This is a genomic window from Streptomyces sp. NPDC029014 (genome assembly GCF_055564695.1).
The window spans coordinates 17,987-35,719 of the sequence record NZ_JBVHVT010000092.1 but is presented as its reverse complement, the minus strand read 5'-3'; the positions used below and the strand labels follow the sequence as shown (position 1 = coordinate 35,719).

The window sequence follows — 17,733 nt, the reverse complement described above, 5'->3', positions numbered from 1 at the left end:
ACCCCCGAACACCCCTCCCCCCCCCCTCGCACAAACTCCTCTCCTCGGGACGCCACCCTCCCTTGGTCTCCCCCAGGGGCCCCGGCTCCCCCCCCCCGGCCCCACCTTCGACTCAGCACCGGCCCCCGCGCCGGTAGACAGGGAAGGACCCATGCGACAGGTACTGAGCCGAAAGGTACTGGGCAAGGGAGTACTCACGGCCGCGGCCGCCTCGAGCCTGCTGTCGATCGCCACCGGCGCGGCCCTCGCGCACTCCGGGGCGGTGGCCGAGGCCTCGCACTCGCCGGGTGTGCTGTCCGGCAACAGCGTCTCGGTACCGATCACCCTCTCGCCGAACGTGTGCGGCAACAGTGTGGACGGCGGCGCGGCGCTCAACCCCTCGTTCGGCAACACGTGTGCCACCACGAGCGGTACGGACGCCCACCACCACGACGTCCGCGGCGGCCACGACCACGAGCGCTACCTGAGCCCCGAGCACGCCGAGGCCTTCGAGCGCTACCTCCAGGAGCACGAGGCCCACCACGGGCTGCCGGAACGGCGCGGCGAGGAGGCCGGACACGGCGCCCCCCGCACGGAGGCACCCCGCCCCCACGCGCCGCGCCATGCGGCCCCCTCGCACGCGGAACCGCGCCACGAGGGCCGCCACGAGGGGCAGCGCCCCGGTGGCCGGCACAGCGGGTCCGCGGAGGAGGAGTGCGACGACCACCCGCAGGGCCGGCCCGTCCCCAAGCCGGAGCCGAAGCCCGCCCCGGCCGAGCACCACGCCCCGCCGGCCTCGAAGCCCGCCCCGGCCGAACACCCTGCGCCGCCCGCCCCGGAGCCGCCCCGGTCGCACCCCGCGCCGCCGGCACCGCCCGCGGCGGAGCAGCCGGCACCCCAGGCACCCCCGGCGCCGCTGCCCGCGCCGGCCCCGGTGGAGGAGGCACCGCGGCCGCTCCCGGCCCCCGCCCCGGTCGAGGATGCGCCGCCCGCGCCGGAGACCCCGGCGCAGACCCCGGCGCCGCTGCCCGCCCCCGCTCCGGTCGACGAGGCACCGCGGCCGCTCCCGGCCCCCGCCCCGGTGGAGGCGGCCCCGGCGCCGACCCCGGCGCCGCCTCACGGCGGCATGCCCGTGACCCTCCCGGCCCCGCCGGTCGTCCCCGCAGCCGACACTCCGGTCCACGCGGCGCCCGTCCCCGCACCGGTTCCCGCCCCGGTGCCTGCGCCCGCTCCCGGTCCCGCGCGGGCGATGCCCCCGGCGCCCGTCCTCGCCGAGACCGGTGCGGGCCAGGCCGGCGCCGCGGCGCTCCTCGGCTCCGCCCTCGTCCTGGGCGGCGCGATCCTGTACCGCAGGTCCCGTACCGCCTGACCCGGCCGCAAAGGTAATCGGAAGAAATACCGGCCGGAGAATCCCCGCGGGGATTCTCCGGCCGTCGCCGTGCCCGTCGTAACGCGTTTCCGCCGCGGCGCGGAATCGTTACGCAGGACAAAAGCGGTGCGACGGTCACCGCTGGAAAAGGATTTCGACCATGAAGCTCACGAAGGTCGCCGCGGTCGTCGCCGGCTCCGTTGCCGCCATCGGCGCCTGCGCTCCCGCGTTCGCCGCCGAGGGCGCGGCCGCAATGCCCCCCATGAGCCTGACCGGCGGGGCGACGCAGGCGTTCGACTCGCTCGCCCCCGTCACCGAGAACCTTCCCCAGACCCTCGGCAACGGCCTGGCCGAGCAGGGCCAGACGGTCGACAAGGTCGTGGGCACCGCCCAGCGGGTCAACGAGATCCGCAACGACGCCCCGGGCGAGGTGCTCGGCCTGGCGAACGGGGCCACGAAGGCCTCCCCGCTCCTCGGCGGGGTGCAGCTCAACGGCGGTGGCGGGTCCTGAGCCCTCCGGGTCCGGGAGCGGACAAAATTCTGGGCGCCACCGGCGAGGCCGGTGGCGCCCAGGGTCTGATGCTGGCGCCGGTGGGGCGTCAGTCTCAGGCGTTGACGCAGGTGTTGCCGAACGCCGGGTTCAGCAGGGCGATGACGTTCACGGTGTTGCCGCAGAGGTTGACGGGGACGTGGACCGGCACCTGCACCAGGTTGCCCGAGAGGACACCGGGGGAGCCCACGGCCGCACCCTCGGCCGTGGAGTCGGCAAGGGCGGTGCCCGCGGCGCCGGCAGCGGCGAGACCGGCGGTGGCCAGGACCAGGGCGGCCTTCTTGGCAGAGTTCATGGGAAGTGCACCTTCTGTTCGACGTTCTGCCCCGACCGGGGCTCACACCGAGAGAAACGGTCCGGACTCCCCAACGGACACGGCCTCGCGCATGATCAAACCTGTTCAGCCCAATCGCCTTCGCCGTACGCGGTGTTCGGCCGCGGGACCCGGGCCGAGCCCGCCGCTACGGGAGCGCGGGCACGTCCGGGATCTCGGGGATCTCGGGGAGGTCGGGGGCATCGGGAACGTCGGGGATCTCCGGAATCTCGGGGATGTCGGGGATCTCCGGCACGGTGTCCGTCGGCGGGAGGGTGACGGGCAGGCCCGGGATCGTGATCGGCAGCTCGGGGAGGGCGGGCACCTCGGGGAGGGGCGGCAGCGTGATCGGCGGCAGCGTGATCCCGGGCAGCAGTCCCGCGAGGCTCCTGAGGAGCCCGTCCAGGGTCGCGGAGATGCCCGTGAGCAGGTCGTCGATCGGGCCCGCCGGGGTCGCGGCCTGGCGCTTCTCCACTTTCTGCTGGGCGGCCTCCACTCGTTTGCGCAGGGAGGCGGCCGTCTCACCGTCCGCGGCACCCGCAGGGGCGGCCGCACCGGTGAGTATGGCGGCGACGAGGGCCGACGGGACGAGGACGCGGGCACGGAAGCGGGACGGCCGGTAGCGGTGCATGGGGGTTCCTTAGCTCGTCGCAATGAAACGGACCCGAGCGATCCGCTTCATTGCCCACCGTCGTGACAGCCTGCACGGAGTGCAACCGGAGCCGGGCCGAACGCAGGACCCGTACGCGCAAGGGAGTTGCTCCGGGTCGCGTACGGGCTTCGCGCACGCGTCCGGGACGGAGTCACCCGCGCCGGGGAACGGCCCTGCGCATGCCGGCCGTTCGAGTGAAGCCCCGGAACCAACCCTGTGGAGGGGCAGTTGACCAGGGCGCTCCACTAGCGGGCACTCGTGCGACAAAAGGACCAATCATGCTCAAGAAGATCATGACTGCTGCTGCGGTCACCGCCGCCGCCGTCGGTGCGGGCGCCGTTCTTGCCGCCCCGGCCATGGCCATCGGCAACGACAACGGGGTCAACACCGTCAACGGCAACGGCTCCCAGCAGATCTACGGCAACCAGAAGACCGCCGGCGACATGAGCCCGCAGCTCAGCCTGGTCCAGGGCACCCTCAACAAGCCCTGCATCGGCCTGCCCGCGAAGGTCAACCTCCAGAACGTCCTCGCCGCGCTGCAGATCGGTGTCCAGGACGTCAACCTCCTGTCCAACCCGATGAACCAGCAGTGCACCGAGAACTCCACCCAGGCCAAGGGCGACGAGTCGCTGTCGCACATCCTGGACAACATCCCGATCCTCTCCGGCAACGCCTCCGTCGGCAGCTGATCTCCGCTCCCTCCCTGCCCCCTGCGGTCCGGGCCCGTGCCCGTGGAGCGATGTGACGAGGGCCCCGGCAGCCTCCAGCTGCCGGGGCCCTCGCGCGTGCACCCGCCGGCTCAGCCCGTCCAGAACTCCCACCACCGGGTGAGGACCAGCATCCCGATCGCCCCGGTGTGCAGGACGGGCGGCAACCAGCCGAACTCGGTGAGGAAGCCCCGCACCGGACCGGGCGCGGGCAGCGCCCCGGTGCGGACGTTGTGCGCGGTGACCGCCCAGAACATCACGAGCGTCGCCACCCAGGTCAGGCAGCACCACAGGCACAGTGCGTTGATCTCGTAGAGGGACTGGGCCATCAGCCAGGTGCAGAAGCCGACGCCGAAGGCCGTGCCCGCGCCCAGTCCCAGCCAGAACCAGCCGCGGTACCGGGCCCCCGCCAGCAGGCCCGCGCCGGCGCACACCACGGCGCCGAACGCGACCAGCCCGAGCATGGGGTTGGGGAAGCCGAAGGCCGCCGCCTGCTCGCTCTGCATGACGCTGCCGCAGGAGACCACCGGGTTGAGGCTGCAGGCCGGCTTGAAGTCCGGGTCCTCCAGCAGCAGGAACTTGTCCAGGGTGATCACCCACGAGGCCAGCACCCCGGCGGCCCCGGTGAGGACCAGCAGCCAGGCCAACGCCCTGGGCGCGGCGGCCGGTTCGCCCTCGTGTCGAGTGCTGGGCCGCCCCTGTTGGCGGGGGACGCCCACTGTGTTCGTAGCCATACCGCCCATGGTCCCGCGCTCCGGGACAGACCCGGGCGAACCCTGAGCATTCCGCCGCAAGTTGACCTGAAGGGGTGGCGGGAACCCCTGTTACTTCCCGGACGTTTTACCGAACCCCGGACGTGATGTCAGAGCCAGGGGCTACGTTGAGCTTCCGCGAAGTCACTAGCTGCGACGGCCTGGAGACCCACCTTGAGCGATCCGTACGAGACAACCGAGGCGCACCTCGAGCGACTCCTGGGCCGCGCCCTCAACTCCTACGACCTGCCCGACCGGTTGGTCGAGCGCCTCGGGACGGCGCTCGCCCACAGTTCTTCGCTGTACACCACGAGCCACAGCCCGGCGGCGGGGCGGTGGCGGGAGACCCATCGGCACACCTACCTGCTCTCGGACGGCGGTTCGGCGTCCCTGTGGGAGCTCGTCTACCGGCACGAGGGCGACCGGGCCATACGGCACGAGGTCTTCGCGAGCCGGTCGGAGGCCCGCCTGGCCGTGGCGCGGCTGTTCGGCGAGACCCCGGAGGAGGACCTCTTCGACCCGGCGGCCTTCGAGCCGGAGGAGGAGCCGGAGCTGGCGGAACGGGACGCGGCCGCGCTGAGCGCCCTGCTCATCACCCCGACCGCGGCGCAGCGGTACCGGGAGTACGCGGTGGAGCAGTCGGCCGACCACGCCCGGCGGGTGCTGCGGCGCGCGGAGAACCCCGACCGGCCCGGGGAGCGGACGGCGCTGCTGCTGAAGTCGGCGTACGCGCACCGGATCACGCAGGCGTTCGGCACCCTGCAGGTCCTGCCGGGCGGGCGGGACGCCGGATTCCGGCTGTACGAGCACGCGTTCGTCCTGCTGGACGGGGGCGAGATCAGCCTGTGGGAGGTCGAGCACACGGCGACGCCGGACGGGCGCCACATGTGCGAGGTCTACGAGACGGAGGCCGCGGCCCGCGGGGCGATGGAGGTCCGGGCGCACGGCTGAGCCGGCCGCCGCGTCAGACGGCGGTCGGCTCGACCGGCCCCGTCGGATCCGTCGGGTCGATGGGCGGGCCCACCGACTCCACCGGCACCGCGGACCGGCTGCCCGGCACTCCCGGGACGGCCGGCTCGCTCAGGTACCGGTCCAGCGGCGGCCGCAGCGTGATGCGGACGGCCTCGGGGCGCAGGTCCGCCGGGGCCGGCATGGCGCTGCCCGGGAGGCGGACCGCGGCCGCGCCGTGGGCCAGGGCGGAGGCGAGGGCCTGGGGGCCGCAGCCGCCCGCGACGAGGAAGCCGGCCAGTGCGGCGTCTCCGGCGCCGGCGGTGCTGCGGACGGCCGCAACGGGTGCGGTGCCGTGGAGGATCCCCTCGGCCGAGACCAGCAGCTGCCCGTCCGCGCCGAGCGAGGCCAGGACGGCGCCCGCGCCCCGGGAACGCAGCTGCTGCGCGGCGGCGGCCACGTCGCCGAGGGTGTACAGGGGGCGGCCCGTCGCTTCTGCGAGCTCGGCCGCGTTCGGCGCGACCAGGTCCGGGCGGGCCGGCAGTGCCTGCGCGAGGGCCGGGCCGGAGGTGTCCAGGGCGATCCGGGCACCCGCCGTGCGGGCCCGGGCGACCAGGTCGGCGTACCAGTGGGGCGGCAGGCCGGGCGGGAGGCTGCCGCAGCCCGCGATCCAGTCGGGGCGCTCCGCGCCGGTGGGGACGGTGGCGAGCAGGAGCGCGGATTCGGCCGCGGTGAGGACCGGGCCGGGGGCGTTGACCTTGGTGAGGGTGGCGTCCGGTTCGACGATCGAGACGTTCGAGCGGGTGTGTCCGGCGATCGAGACGGCGGTGACGTCCACGCCCTCCGCGGCCAGGAGTTCGGCGAGCAGGGTGCCGGCGAGGCCGCCGAGCGGGAGGACCGCCGTCGTCCGTACGCCGGCCGCGGCCACGGCGCGCGAGACGTTGACCCCTTTGCCGCCGGGGTCGAGCCGGTCGGTGGCTGCGCGCAGCACGGCGCCCCGCTCCAGCACGGGGACCTCGTACGTGCGGTCGAGGGAGGGGTTCGGGGTGACGGTGAGGATCATACGAGCACGTCTTCCTTGGATTGTTCCTCACCGTACGCCCGATATGCCCGGAATCAAAAGCGTCGGGCACGCCCGCTCGGGGGAGCGGACGTGCCCGGGTGCAGGGAGCGGCTGCGGTCCGACTAGCCGGCCGGAACCGTCTCCGCGTCCTGCCGGGCCTGCTCGACGGCGCCCTCGCGCTGCTCCGCCGGCACCGACCTGGGCGGCAGCATGAACATCACCGCGAAGATCAGGACCAGTACGGCCACGATCCACCACAGCGCCCCGTGGAAGGCCTCCACATACGGCGGACCGAAGACGGAGTCGTCCTCCAGCTGCCCGAAGAAGACCACCGAGGTCAGGGCGAGGCCCAGGGCGTTGCCCATCTGGCCGGTGGTGTTGATCAGCCCGGAGGCGGAGCCGGCGTGCTCGCGCGGCACCTGGGACAGCACGGTGTCGGTGAGCGGGGCGACGATCAGGCCCATGCCGAGACCCATGACGATCAGGGGGGCGGCCATCTGCCAGGAGGCGATCTCCATGCCGAGGTGCCGCGCCTCCCAGATGTAGAGCAGGATGCCCGCGGCCATGGTCAGCGCGCCCGCCTGGAGCACCTTGCGGCCGAAGCGGGGGACCAGCTTCTGCACCGACAGGCCGGCGGCGATCGAGACGGCGATGGAGAACGGGACGCCGGTGAGGCCCGCCCGCAGGGCGCTCCAGCCGAGGCCGACCTGCATGTACAGGGTCCAGACCAGGAAGAAGATGCCGGTCACGAGGCCGAAGGTCAGCTGGACGGCGATGCCGCCCGCAAAGCTCTTGATCTTGAAGAGGGAGAGCTCGACCAGCGGGGAGCCGTCCTTGCGGACCTTGTGCTTCTCGTACGCGATGAAGGCGGCGAAGACGAAGGGCACCAGGGCCATGGAGACGAAGCCCCACAGCGGCCAGTCGTTCTCCCGGCCGTGGGTCAGCGGGAAGATCAGCATGACCAGGCCGAGGGTGACGAGGACGACGCCGACCAGGTCGAGGCGGAGCGCCTTGGGGGCCTTGGACTCGGCGATGAAGGCGCGGCCGAGCAGCACGCCGGCGATGCCGACGGGCAGGTTGATCAGGAAGATCGGGCGCCATTCGAGACCGAAGAGGTTCCACTGGGTCAGCAGGGCGCCCAGCAGCGGGCCGGAGACGGCACCGAGGCCGACGATCGCGCCGAACATGCCGAAGACCTTGCCGCGCTCGTGGGGCGGGAAGGTGACGTGGATGATCGCCAGCACCTGCGGCACCATCATGGCCGCCATGCCGCCCTGGAGGATGCGGGCGCCGACGAGCACGTCGGGGTCGGGGGCGATGCCGCAGAGCAGCGAGGCGACGGTGAAGCCGGCGATCCCGATGAGGAAGACCTTCTTGCGGCCGTAGATGTCGCCGAGGCGGCCACCGGTGATCAGGCCGGCGGCGAAGGCCAGGGCGTAGCCGGCGGTGATCCATTGGACCGCGCTGGTCGAAGCGCCGAAGTCGCCGCGCATGCTCGGTATCGCGATGTTGACGATCGTGACGTCGACCAGGTCCATGAAGGCCGCGGTCATCACGATGGCGAGCGCCAGCCAGCGGCGCCGGTCGGCGCCGGGGGTCTCCTGATCGGGTGAGACGGGTGCGGGTGCCGGTGTCCCGGCGGGGGCGGAACTCCGCTCTTCGGATGCGGGCCCGGTCTTTCCTCCGGGCGATGTCATGGTCGTCTCGCTGCTCATGGGGAGAACGCTAGACCTCGTCTAGGTCAGATGGTGTCCTATTGCAGTGGCAGCCTGGAACCCATGACCGACACCCCGGCACGCCTCCTCACCCTGCTCTCCCTGTTGCAGACCCCGCGCGAATGGCCCGGCAGCGAACTGGCGGAGCGGCTGCGGGTGAGCACGCGCACGATCCGCCGCGACATCGACCGGCTGCGGGAACTCGGGTACCCGGTGGAGGCCACTTTGGGCCCGGACGGCGGGTATCGGCTGGTGGCGGGGGCGGCGATGCCGCCGCTGCTGCTGGACGACGAGGAGGCCGTCGCGATCGCGGTGGGGCTGCGGGCGGGTGCCGGGCACGCCGTGGAGGGCGTCGAGGAGGCTTCCGTACGGGCGCTCGCCAAGCTGGAGCAGGTCCTGCCGGGGCGGCTGCGGCACCGTGTGGGCGCGCTGCAGTCGGCCACGATCGCGCTGACCCGGGGCGACGGGGCCACCGTGGACCCGCACGCGCTGACGACGATGGCCTCGGCGGTGGCCGGGCGGGAGCGGCTGCGGTTCGCGTACCGGGCGCGGGACGGGGCCGGTACGCGACGGCTGGTGGAGCCGTACCGGCTGGTGAGCACGGGCAGCCGGTGGTACCTGGTGGCCTACGACATGGACCGGGAGGACTGGCGGACCTTCCGCGTGGACCGGGTGGCGGAACCCTTCGCAACGGGTGCCCGCTTCGCCCCGCGCGAGCTGCCGATGGAAGCCGTGGATTTCGTCCGGCGCGGGCTGCACGGGCGGCAGAGGTACGCGGTGGAGGTCGACTTCGGGGTGGGGGCGCAGGAGCTGCCCGGCTGGCTGCGGGGTGACGCCGTACCCGCGGATGGGGACGGGGACGGGGGCGGGGACGAGGCTGCGGGCGCGGGCTGCCGGGTGCGGTTCGAGACCGGGGACTCACCGGAGTGGCTCGCGGCCCGGCTGGCGCTGACGGGGTTGCCGTTCACCGTGCACGCGCCGGAACTGCTGGCCGAGGCGGCCCGGTCGCTGGCCGCCCGGCTGACGGCGGGGGCCGGGACCGGGACCGGGACCGGGGCGGCCGGCTAGGAGTGTCCTGAAGATCTTGAAATCGCGCCCGACTTGCGCCGCTTTAGGACGATCGACATTTGCTGGCAATCCAGGGTGAGCCGGGCGGTCAGAGCAAGATCTTCAGCGGACTCCTAGGGCCTGTCTCCTTGGGGCCTTCCCACGTGCAGGTGGTTTCCCGTCCCGTGGCGCATCCTCAGGGCTTCTGCGGCGTTGCCCGGTCGTCCGGCCGATCTTGGTCCGGCCCACTTGTCGCCGCAGGAGGCTGTCTACCGGAGTCGGCCGCGGCGGTCACCAAGCGAAGGAGTCATCTATGCCGCCCTCTGGGAAGTGTGTCATCAGTTGCTGGCGCGACAGCGGGGAGAGGCGGGTCCTCACAGCCTCGGAACAGGGCGTGACTGTTGCGCCTCCGGGGGCTGCAGACGAGCAGACGTTTTCGCTGGTCTCCGGCCCTGATGGCACCGCCGCCATCCAGATTCCCGCCCTTATCTTCCCCTCCCGTTCCCTGAGCTACAAGGAGTCGGAGAAGGGCGAGAGGGTGATCCTGGGGCCGCTGAGTGACTTCCCCACCCGCGAGTGGAAGCTCGAGCCGGCCCCGCAGCAGTCCTCTCCGCAGCCCTACTTCCTCCGCGTTCCAGGCAAGGATCTGATGGTGGCGGTTTCACCGAAGGCGATCTTCCCGCCTGAGCTGGAGCTGGTGCCTTTCAACACGGACCTTGAGAACGCCTGGACGATCTTTCCCGTCTTCCAGGATTAGCCGCGTGACATGCAGGTGGGTACTGGCTCTTCACCTGCGGACGCGCGTTGGGTATCGACCGCTGACGGCCGCTTAACGTCGGATCCAGATGAGGATCGCGGCAAGGTGGAGTGCGGCCTGGTAGGCGATGGCGAGTTTGTCCGTTCGCATGGCCAGGCCGCGCCACTGCTTGAGCCGGTTGATGCATCGCTCGACCGCGTTGCGCTGCTTGTACGCCTGCGCGTCGAAGGACGGCGGTCGGCCGCCGGCACTGCCTCGCCGCAGACGGTGGCCGATCTGATCGGACGGCTGGGGGATGACAGCGCGGATACCGCGTTGGCGGAGGTGACTGCGGATCGCGCGGGACGCGTACGCGCGGTCCGCAAGGACGGTATCAGGCCGTGTCCTGGGCCTTCCGGGTCCGCTTCGCGGAACACGGATGGCGGCCATGACGGTTTTGAAAGCCGGAGCGTCGCCTGCCTGGCCTGCGGTGACGCGGAGGGCCAGGGGCCGTGCACGACTGTCGCTGGCGAGGTGGACCTTTGTGCTCAGGCCGCCACGGGAACGTCCGAGCGCGTGGTCATCGGGTTCGGCGGGGCTTGGAGCCCCTTTTTCCTGGGCTCCGGCGGAATGCTGCGGCGGGTGCACGCGGGCAACGGGAAGCCCCCGACACCTGAGGGGGTGGTGCCGGGGGCCGCTGCGGCAACCCGGGCCGCCGTCGGGCCGGGGGCCGGGCCGGTCAGGCCACGGCGTCGAAGCCCGTGTCGTGCGCCATGCGCTTCAGTTCCAGCAGGGCGTGCTTCTCGATCTGGCGGATCCGCTCGCGGGTCAGGCCGTGCTGCTTGCCGACCTCCGTCAGGGTCCGCTCCCGGCCGTCGTCGATGCCGTACCGCATCTTGATGATCGACGCCGTGCGCTGGTCGAGCTTGCCCAGCAGGTCCTCCAGCTCCTCGCTGCGCAGCAGGGAGAGGACGGACTGCTCCGGGGAGATCGCGGAGGTGTCCTCCAGGAGGTCGCCGAACTGGGTCTCGCCCTCGTCGTCCACGGACATGTTCAGGCTGACCGGGTCGCGGGCCCAGTCCAGTACGTCGCCCACGCGCTGCTCCGTCGAGTCCAGCTCGGCAGCTATCTCCGCGTGCTCGGGGTCACGGCCGTTCTCCCGGTTGAACTCCCGCTGGACGCGGCGGATCCGACCGAGCTCCTCCACGAGGTGGACGGGGAGGCGGATGGTGCGGGACTGGTCGGCGATGGACCGGGTGATGGCCTGACGGATCCACCAGGTCGCGTACGTGGAGAACTTGAAGCCCTTGGTGTAGTCGAACTTCTCGACCGCGCGGACCAGGCCCGCGTTGCCCTCCTGGATCAGGTCGAGCAGGGGCAGGCCGCTGCGCGGGTAGCGGCGGGCGACGGCGACCACGAGGCGCAGGTTGGAGCGGATGAACGTCTCCTTGGCCCGCTCCCCCTCGGCTGCCAGCACCTCCAGCTCCTCGCGGCCGGGGGCCTCCCCGTCACGCTCCACCTCGCCGTCGAGGATCTGTCGGGCGTACACACCCGCCTCGATGATCTGTGACAGTTCCACTTCCTTGGCCGCATCGAGCAGCGGGGTGCGCGCGATCTCGTCCAGGTACATGCCGACCAGGTCGCGGTCGGCGATCTCCCCGCCCACAGCGCGGGCGCTGCCCTGGGACTGGTGGCGGGCGACGGCGCGGGTTGCCATGCGTGCTCCCTTGCAATGTGTGAGGTCGCGGTGCGGCTGCTGGAACGCGGCTGTGCGTCCCTGGACACTCTCCCGAGTGCCCGCTTCCTAGGGAGACAACGGCTGGAATCAGGACAGAATTCCCACGCCGGTCTCTCTTTTTCGCGATCTTGCAGTATCCTGCCCCGCCGCGCCCCGAAAGGGCCCGGCGCCGGGCCTGCCGGAACGCGAGGAGTCGCAGGTCAGGCGGGGGGCGAGGGTGATCGGAAAGCCCTCGCCGGCCGCACGCGGACCGGGCCGGCGCAGCGCCTGTGAGACCGCCGTCACACGGACGGCGGAAGCACTCCTGCCCCAGAAGACGACATTGGACGGCTCCTGGTTGCTACGGCCGCGACCGCACTACCCGAACTGGACGGAGCGCTTCGACAGCCCCATCCAGAAGCCGTCCACCGCGTCCGTCCGGCGGCCCAGGTCGCCGGCGGCGTCGGCCGCGCCGAGGGTGACGAAGAGCGGGGCGAAGTGCTCGGTGCGCGGGTGGGCGAGGCGGCCCGCGGGGGACTTGGCCTCGAAGTCCAGCAGGGCGTCGACGTCGGAGGCCTCCAGCGCTTCGCGGCCCCAGGCGTCGAACTCCGCGGACCAGCCCGGCACCCCGGGCCCGGTGTGGCGCAGCGCCGCCAGGTTGTGGGTGAAGAAGCCGCTGCCGACGATCAGGACGCCCTCGTCGCGCAGGGGCGCCAGCCTGCGGCCGATGTCCATCAGGCGCTTCGGGTCGAGCGTGGGCAGGGAGATCTGGAGGACCGGGACGTCGGCGTCCGGGTACATCTCCACGAGCGGGACGTACGCCCCGTGGTCGAGGCCGCGGTCGGGGACGTCCTGGACCGGGGTGCCGGGGGCGCGCAGCAGGGCCCGTACGGAGGCGGCGAGGTCGGGGGCGCCGGGGGCGTCGTAGCGGACCCGGTAGTAGTGCTCGGGGAAGCCCCAGAAGTCGTACACGAGCGGTGCGGGCTCGGTCGCGCCGAGGGCGAGCGGGGCCTCCTCCCAGTGCGCGGAGACCATCAGGACCGCCCGGGGTCGGGGCAGGGAGGCGGACCAGGCGGCGAGTTCGCCGGGCCAGACCGGGTCGTCGGCGAGTGGGGGCGCGCCGTGGCTCAGGTAGAGCGCGGGCATGCGGGCGTCGGGGGACGCGGTGTCCGCGGCGACGACCGCGGCCGCTTCCGGGTGCGGCTGCGGGTGCGGGTGCGGAGGCAGGGGCGGGGTGGGGGTCATGGTGGCGCTCCTCGGTCGTCCTCGCGGAGCCCTGGACATGACTGACCCCGCGTCGTTCAAATTTGAACGACGCGGGGTCGATCGTCATTCCCGGGGTACCCCGCGGCCCGTCAGTGGGCGATCACCGGGACCTTCACCTCGGCCTCGGAACCGGCACCGGAGCCGGAGGCGACGGGGCCGCCGGCGCCGGGACGGCCCGTGTTGACCAGGACCGCGACCGCGGCCGCGCTGGCGAGGAGGATGCCGACGGCCCACCAGATGGCCGCGGAGTAGCCCTCCACCATCGCCTGGGCCTGGAGCAGCTTCGCCGCGGCGCCGCCCGCCGCGGCCTCGGCCGCGTGGTCGGCCAGGTACGCGGTGGTCGCCGAGGCGGCGATGGTGTTCAGCAGGGCGGTGCCGATCGCACCGCCGACCTGCTGCGAGGTGTTGACCATGGCGGAGGCGACACCGGCGTCGGCCGCGGCCACCCCGTGCGTGGCCAGCGACATCGCCGGCATGAAGGCCGTGCCCATGCCGAGGCCCAGCAGCAGCTGCGCCGGCAGGATCAGTGCCGGGTAGGAGGAGTCGACCTCCAGCTGGGTCAGCATCAGCATGCCGGCGGCGGCGACGAGGAAGCCCGGCCCCATCAGCAGCCGCGGCGGGACCCGGGTCATCAGACGGGCACCGATCTGCGTGGAGCCCGTGATCATGCCCGCGATCATCGGCAGGAAGGCGAAGCCGGTCTTGACCGGCGAGAAGCCCTTCACGACCTGCAGGTAGTAGGTGAGGAAGAGGAACAGGCCGAACATCGCGATGACGGCCAGGCCGAGGGAGAGGTAGACGCCGCCGCGGTTGCGCTCCAGCAGGACGCGCAGCGGCAGCAGCGGGGACTTCACCCGGGACTCGGTGAAGACGAAGGCCGCCAGCAGGGCCGCCGACCCGATGAACATGGCCACGGTCACCCCGTCCGTCCAGCCGGCCGACTCGGCGCGGGTGAACCCGTACACCAGCGCGACGAGGCCGAGCGTGGACAGCACGACGCCGGGGATGTCGAGCGGAGCACGGTTGCGGCTGCCGGCGGGCTCACGGACGACCAGCCAGGCACCCGCGGCCGCGACGACGGCGAACGGGATGTTGACGAAGAAGGTCCAGCGCCAGTTGAGGTACTCGGTGAGGAAGCCGCCGAGGATCAGACCGACGGCGCCGCCGCCGCCCGCGATGGCACCGTAGATGCCGAAGGCCTTGGCCCGTTCGGTGGCGTCGGTGAACATGACGGCCAGCAGGGACAGGGCCGCCGGGGCGAGCAGCGCGCCGAAGGCGCCCTGGAGCGCGCGGGCGCCGAGCATCATCGCCTCGCCGGTGGCGGCGCCGCCGAGCGCCGAGGCGAGGGCGAAGCCGACGAGTCCGACCACGAACGCGTTCTTGCGGCCCCACTTGTCGGCGATGCGGCCGCCGAACAGGAGCAGGCCGCCGAACGCGAGCGCGTAGGCGGTGATGACCCACTGGCGGTTGCCGTCGGAGATGCCGAGGTCGGTCTGCGCGGACGGCAGCGCGATGTTCACGATCGTCGCGTCGAGGACGACCATCAGCTGCGCCAGGGCTATGAAGACGAGCGCTTTCCAGCGGTTGGAATCGGCAGCCGGCGCCGGGGAGGGCGCGGCCGACGCGCTCGTCGCGGCCGTTTTTGGCATGGGGGTACCCACTTCACTGGTTCAACGTACGGAATGACGGATGTGGCGTGCTTGACGCAATCAGCAAGGATTTGAAGCGTTTTGCCGCAATTTACGACGCTAACGGGCCCGGCCCGGAAGGTCACACGGTTTTCTGCCTGAGGTCTTCGAGGGTGGACGCCTCACCGGGCAGCACGGAGCGGGCCGGAGCCCGCAGCCCGTCGAGGAGGAGCTGGAGGTGACGGTGGACGAACGTGTCCACGTCGATACAGGGGACGCCCGGGAGGGGGCGACTGAGCTGGGACAGGGCGACCATCAGGTCGCCGACGGCGATGTCGGTCCGGATCAGGCCCACGTCCTGCCCCGCAGCCAGAAGCCCTTCGACCGCTTCCGCCAACTCATCGCGGGCGGAGAGGAGTTCGGGGTGCTCGCGGTCGAAGTCGCCGCTGAGCATGGCACACAGGGCGCCGATCCGCTCGTCCGCCGCGGTGTGCGTGAAACGGCACAGTGCGGCGAACGCGTCGGGTTCGTCGGTGAGCGACCGCCGCGCCTCGGCCGTGACCCGCTCCATCACGAACAGCACGACGTGATGGACCAGGGCGGCACGGTCGGGGAAGTGGCGGTACAGGGTGGCGTTGCCGACGCCGGCCCGGCGGGCGACCTCGTCGAAGGGCGCACCGGAGCCGTGCTCGACGAACACCTCCCGCGCCGCGGTCAGGATCCGCTCGCGGTTGCGCACGGCGTCGGCGCGGGGGCGCGGGGCCGCCGCGGTGGCGGTGCTGCTCTTCATCCGCGGCCTCCTCGACCTGGACTTCGTACGGACCGGTACCGGCTCGCCCCGCCGAAACGGGGAGCCGGTCCCCGCTTTCGGGGACACCTGTGCAAACGGGGAGCGTGTCCCCGGTTATTTCACCCCCCAGTGTGACCTGGGCCACGCCCGTGTTCCCGTTCGGCGCACCCGGCGCGCGGGCGTGCCGCCCCCGACGGAGGGTGATCGCACGGAGCGCAGTCCGGGTCGGGCCGGCTGCCGCGGACCCGAAGGCGATCTCCATGCCGCAGACCCGCCACCGGATACGCAGACCACACCGCGCCGGCGCCTACATCGGCCTCACCGCGCTGGCCCTCGGGGTCGCCGCCACCGCCAGCACGGGGATGGCGGGCCGCGGACAGTCCACGTCGGGGCCCGCCGCCACGGCCGTCGAGTCGGCGCTCGCGCCCTGCCGGATCACCGGCGCGACGGGCGTGCAGATGTCCGAGGGCCTGCCGACACCGCCCGGCTACTCCCGCTCGACGGGCGAGGTCCGCGCACTGAACCTGATGGTCGACTTCCCGGACGCCAAGGGCGAGGGAACCGCCCTGGACCGGCTGGCCGAGTTCTTCCCGCAGACCGCGGACTGGTTCCGCACCAGCTCCTACGGCCGCCTCAGCTACCGCGCCGAGGCCCCGATCAAGACCTGGCTGCGGATGCCGATGCCGTTCGCCGCGTACGGGATCGAGCGCGGGTCCCCGTACGAGCCGGGCTACCGGCAGCTCGTCGAGCACATCGTGCAGGCCGCCGACCCCGACGTGGACTTCCGGGCGTACGACCTGGTCAACATCCTGGTCACGCCGAACGCCGGGCCCTCGGCCCTGGACACCGTGCTGTCGGTGACCTTCTCCGGCAACGCCGAGGCGCCGATCGCGGACGGCGTGCCGCTCGCCAACACGTCCTTCGTCTACAGCCGGCAGGACGACGGCTCCGGCTCCTACCGGGAGACCGGCTTCCGGGTGCTGCCGCACGAGAACGGGCACGTCTTCGGCCTACCCGACCTCTACACCGCCGACGGCGGGGGCGCCGTCGGGCACTGGGACATCATGAGCGAGGACTGGGGCGCCAACAACGACCTGCTGGGCTGGCACAAGTGGAAGCTGGGCTGGCTCGACGGCACGCAGATCAGCTGCGCCTCGAAGTCCGGTGTCAGCGACCACATCCTGACCCCACTGGCGGTCGAGGGCGGCACCAAGCTGGCCTTCGTCCCGCTGTCGGACAGCTCCGGGTTCGCGGTCGAGGTGCGCACCCGCGGCGGGAACGACGAGGCCGTCTGCAAACCGGGCGTCCTCATCTACAAGGTGGACTCGCTGGTCGACACCGGACAGGGCCCGGTCACGGTCCTGGACAGCGCGGCCGGCAGCGGCGGCTGCACCCGGCGGCCCAACGTGCACGGGGAGCTCTCGGACGCGCCGTTCCAGCCGGGCGAGACCTTCACCGACGAGAAGTCGGGCATCAGCGTCTCGGTGGTGGGCGAACTGCGCGACGGCAGCTTCCAGGTGCGCATCACCCGCCCGTGAACCGATCACGGGCGGGCGAGCCGCTCGCCGTCGGGTGAGCCGTTCACCGTCGGGTGAGCCACCGTCCGCGGCGGCTACGCGCCGCCCCCGCCCGCGTACTCCTCCCACGTCCACAGCAGCTGCCGGCGGGCCAGGACGCCGACGGCGTGGCGCCGGTACTTCGCGGTGCCGCGGACGTCGTCGATCGGGTTGCAGGACGCGGCGGCGAGATCACCGAACTGCCGCACGACGGAGGGCGGGAGCGGCTGCCCGGACTCCCAGAACCCGCCCTCCTCCAGCGCCGCGCACAGGAACTCCTCGGCGACCCGGGCCCGCACCGGGGTGGGCGCGGCGGACCCGATGCCGGTCCGGACGGTCCGGATGCGCGGGTGCAGGGCCATCCCGAAGGCGCACACGGCGATGACCATGGCGTTGCGCGTGCCGACCTTGGAGAACTGCTGGGGCCCGGTGGCGTTCGCGATCCGGATCGTCCTGATCAGCTCGTCGGGGGCGAGGGCGTTGCGCTTGACCCCGGTGAAGAAGGCGTCGATCGGGATCAGCCGGGTTCCCCGTACGGACTCCGCCTCGACCTCGGCTCCGGCGGCGAGCAGCGCCGGGTGGGCGTCCCCGGCGGGCGAGGCGGTGCCGAGGTTGCCGCCGACGCTGCCGCGGTTGCGGATCTGCGGGGAGGCGACGGTGTGCGAGGCGAGGGCGAGCCCGGGCAGCGGGCCGCGCAGCCGCTCGACGATGTCGGTGTACGGGACGGCGGCGCCGAGGACGGTGGTGTCCTCCCCGACCTCCCACTCGCGCAGCAGCCCGATGCGGTTGAGGTCCATGAGGTACTCGGGCCGGCGCTGGTCGAAGTTGATCTCGACCATGACGTCCGTCCCACCGGCGATCGGCAGGGCCGCGGGGTACTCGGCCTTGGCGGCGAGGGCCTCTTCCCAGGTGGCGGGGCGCAGGAACTCCATGTCCGGCTCGCAT

The 17,733-nt window shown here is 72.5% G+C and carries 17 protein-coding genes and 1 pseudogene; 7 read left to right on the top strand and 11 right to left on the bottom strand.

The features are described from left to right. The first annotated feature begins 151 nt into the window (after nt 1-151). Nucleotides 152-1,348 (top strand): chaplin, encoded by a 1,197-nt coding sequence (locus ACZ4VL_RS34230; protein WP_468208025.1) that lies wholly within the window; start codon nt 152-154, stop codon nt 1,346-1,348. Between the two features lie 160 nt (nt 1,349-1,508). After that, complete coding sequence (locus tag ACZ4VL_RS34225; RefSeq protein WP_404241188.1) at nt 1,509-1,859, top strand: hypothetical protein; 351 nt, start codon at nt 1,509-1,511, stop codon at nt 1,857-1,859. Between the two features lie 94 nt (nt 1,860-1,953). On the opposite strand, the gene ACZ4VL_RS34220 is transcribed toward ACZ4VL_RS34225, so the two are convergent. Together ACZ4VL_RS34220 and ACZ4VL_RS34215 are read right to left on the bottom strand one after the other, a co-directional pair. Next, nucleotides 1,954-2,193 carry a chaplin gene (locus ACZ4VL_RS34220; protein WP_468208022.1) on the bottom strand — a complete coding sequence of 80 codons (240 nt, stop codon included), beginning with the start codon at nt 2,191-2,193 and terminating at the stop codon, nt 1,954-1,956. Nucleotides 2,194-2,359: 166 nt separating this feature from the next. After that, a complete protein-coding gene (locus ACZ4VL_RS34215) occupies nt 2,360-2,842 on the bottom strand; it encodes a hypothetical protein (RefSeq protein ID WP_468208020.1) in 483 nt (160 codons plus the stop codon). Nucleotides 2,843-3,141: 299 nt separating this feature from the next. Here ACZ4VL_RS34215 and ACZ4VL_RS34210 point away from each other — a divergent pair, with 299 nt between their 5' ends. Beyond that, the gene (locus tag ACZ4VL_RS34210) at nt 3,142-3,552 is read left to right on the top strand and encodes a rodlin (protein ID WP_468208017.1); all 411 of its coding nucleotides are present in this window, start codon (nt 3,142-3,144) and stop codon (nt 3,550-3,552) included. 110 nt (nt 3,553-3,662) lie between these two features. Here ACZ4VL_RS34210 and ACZ4VL_RS34205 read toward each other — a convergent pair whose 3' ends face one another. Further along, a complete protein-coding gene (locus tag ACZ4VL_RS34205; protein WP_468208014.1) occupies nt 3,663-4,304 on the bottom strand; it encodes a vitamin K epoxide reductase family protein in 642 nt (213 codons plus the stop codon). Between the two features lie 192 nt (nt 4,305-4,496). Between ACZ4VL_RS34205 and ACZ4VL_RS34200 the strand changes: the two genes are divergently transcribed. Continuing rightward, entirely contained in the window at nt 4,497-5,273 is a 777-nt protein-coding gene (locus ACZ4VL_RS34200; protein ID WP_468208011.1) for a DUF6227 family protein, read from the top strand. A gap of 13 nt (nt 5,274-5,286) precedes the next feature. On the opposite strand, the gene pfkB is transcribed toward ACZ4VL_RS34200, so the two are convergent. Beyond that, nucleotides 5,287-6,333 (bottom strand): 1-phosphofructokinase, encoded by a 1,047-nt coding sequence (gene pfkB, locus ACZ4VL_RS34195; RefSeq protein ID WP_468208008.1) that lies wholly within the window; start codon nt 6,331-6,333, stop codon nt 5,287-5,289. A gap of 122 nt (nt 6,334-6,455) precedes the next feature. Then, the gene (locus tag ACZ4VL_RS34190) at nt 6,456-8,048 is read right to left on the bottom strand and encodes an MFS transporter (protein ID WP_468208005.1); all 1,593 of its coding nucleotides are present in this window, start codon (nt 8,046-8,048) and stop codon (nt 6,456-6,458) included. A 63-nt stretch (nt 8,049-8,111) separates the two neighbouring features. Between ACZ4VL_RS34190 and ACZ4VL_RS34185 the strand changes: the two genes are divergently transcribed. Both ACZ4VL_RS34185 and ACZ4VL_RS34180 read left to right on the top strand, forming a co-directional pair. Beyond that, nucleotides 8,112-9,116, top strand: coding sequence for a helix-turn-helix transcriptional regulator (locus ACZ4VL_RS34185; protein WP_468208002.1), 1,005 nt, complete (start codon nt 8,112-8,114; stop codon nt 9,114-9,116). A gap of 373 nt (nt 9,117-9,489) precedes the next feature. Beyond that, nucleotides 9,490-9,852 carry a hypothetical protein gene (locus ACZ4VL_RS34180; RefSeq protein ID WP_468208000.1) on the top strand — a complete coding sequence of 121 codons (363 nt, stop codon included), beginning with the start codon at nt 9,490-9,492 and terminating at the stop codon, nt 9,850-9,852. A 72-nt stretch (nt 9,853-9,924) separates the two neighbouring features. On the opposite strand, the pseudogene ACZ4VL_RS34175 reads toward ACZ4VL_RS34180, so the two are convergent. From ACZ4VL_RS34175 to ACZ4VL_RS34155, 5 genes and pseudogenes are all read right to left on the bottom strand, one after another. Continuing rightward, nucleotides 9,925-10,488, bottom strand: a pseudogene (locus ACZ4VL_RS34175) (IS5 family transposase); the annotation flags it as partial. Between the two features lie 82 nt (nt 10,489-10,570). Further along, a complete protein-coding gene (locus tag ACZ4VL_RS34170) occupies nt 10,571-11,548 on the bottom strand; it encodes a sigma-70 family RNA polymerase sigma factor (RefSeq protein WP_468207997.1) in 978 nt (325 codons plus the stop codon). A 378-nt stretch (nt 11,549-11,926) separates the two neighbouring features. Then, complete coding sequence (locus ACZ4VL_RS34165) at nt 11,927-12,694, bottom strand: dioxygenase family protein (RefSeq protein WP_468208029.1); 768 nt, start codon at nt 12,692-12,694, stop codon at nt 11,927-11,929. A gap of 209 nt (nt 12,695-12,903) precedes the next feature. Next, nucleotides 12,904-14,463 (bottom strand): MFS transporter, encoded by a 1,560-nt coding sequence (locus ACZ4VL_RS34160; RefSeq protein WP_468207994.1) that lies wholly within the window; start codon nt 14,461-14,463, stop codon nt 12,904-12,906. Nucleotides 14,464-14,584: 121 nt separating this feature from the next. After that, complete coding sequence (locus ACZ4VL_RS34155) at nt 14,585-15,232, bottom strand: TetR/AcrR family transcriptional regulator (protein WP_468207991.1); 648 nt, start codon at nt 15,230-15,232, stop codon at nt 14,585-14,587. Nucleotides 15,233-15,492: 260 nt separating this feature from the next. On the opposite strand from ACZ4VL_RS34155, the gene ACZ4VL_RS34150 reads away from it, so the two are divergent. Beyond that, nucleotides 15,493-16,770 (top strand): M6 family metalloprotease domain-containing protein, encoded by a 1,278-nt coding sequence (locus tag ACZ4VL_RS34150; RefSeq protein ID WP_468207988.1) that lies wholly within the window; start codon nt 15,493-15,495, stop codon nt 16,768-16,770. 74 nt (nt 16,771-16,844) lie between these two features. Here the strand turns inward: ACZ4VL_RS34150 and ACZ4VL_RS34145 are convergent, their stop codons facing one another. Continuing rightward, nucleotides 16,845-17,720, bottom strand: a complete 876-nt coding sequence (locus ACZ4VL_RS34145) for an FAD binding domain-containing protein (RefSeq protein ID WP_468207985.1) — start codon at nt 17,718-17,720, stop codon at nt 16,845-16,847. Nucleotides 17,721-17,733: the final 13 nt, after the last annotated feature.

Coding starts and splice junctions, on each gene's coding strand:
- ACZ4VL_RS34230 (WP_468208025.1), top strand. CDS start 152: ATGCGACAGGTACTGAGCCGAAAGGTACTGGGCAAGGGAGTACTCACG.
- ACZ4VL_RS34225 (WP_404241188.1), top strand. CDS start 1,509: ATGAAGCTCACGAAGGTCGCCGCGGTCGTCGCCGGCTCCGTTGCCGCC.
- ACZ4VL_RS34220 (WP_468208022.1), bottom strand. CDS start 2,193: ATGAACTCTGCCAAGAAGGCCGCCCTGGTCCTGGCCACCGCCGGTCTC.
- ACZ4VL_RS34215 (WP_468208020.1), bottom strand. CDS start 2,842: ATGCACCGCTACCGGCCGTCCCGCTTCCGTGCCCGCGTCCTCGTCCCG.
- ACZ4VL_RS34210 (WP_468208017.1), top strand. CDS start 3,142: ATGCTCAAGAAGATCATGACTGCTGCTGCGGTCACCGCCGCCGCCGTC.
- ACZ4VL_RS34205 (WP_468208014.1), bottom strand. CDS start 4,304: ATGGCTACGAACACAGTGGGCGTCCCCCGCCAACAGGGGCGGCCCAGC.
- pfkB (WP_468208008.1), bottom strand. CDS start 6,333: ATGATCCTCACCGTCACCCCGAACCCCTCCCTCGACCGCACGTACGAG.
- ACZ4VL_RS34190 (WP_468208005.1), bottom strand. CDS start 8,048: ATGAGCAGCGAGACGACCATGACATCGCCCGGAGGAAAGACCGGGCCC.
- ACZ4VL_RS34185 (WP_468208002.1), top strand. CDS start 8,112: ATGACCGACACCCCGGCACGCCTCCTCACCCTGCTCTCCCTGTTGCAG.
- ACZ4VL_RS34170 (WP_468207997.1), bottom strand. CDS start 11,548: ATGGCAACCCGCGCCGTCGCCCGCCACCAGTCCCAGGGCAGCGCCCGC.
- ACZ4VL_RS34165 (WP_468208029.1), bottom strand. CDS start 12,694: ATGCCCGCGCTCTACCTGAGCCACGGCGCGCCCCCACTCGCCGACGAC.
- ACZ4VL_RS34160 (WP_468207994.1), bottom strand. CDS start 14,463: ATGCCAAAAACGGCCGCGACGAGCGCGTCGGCCGCGCCCTCCCCGGCG.
- ACZ4VL_RS34155 (WP_468207991.1), bottom strand. CDS start 15,232: ATGAAGAGCAGCACCGCCACCGCGGCGGCCCCGCGCCCCCGCGCCGAC.
- ACZ4VL_RS34150 (WP_468207988.1), top strand. CDS start 15,493: ATGCCGCAGACCCGCCACCGGATACGCAGACCACACCGCGCCGGCGCC.
- ACZ4VL_RS34145 (WP_468207985.1), bottom strand. CDS start 17,720: ATGGAGTTCCTGCGCCCCGCCACCTGGGAAGAGGCCCTCGCCGCCAAG.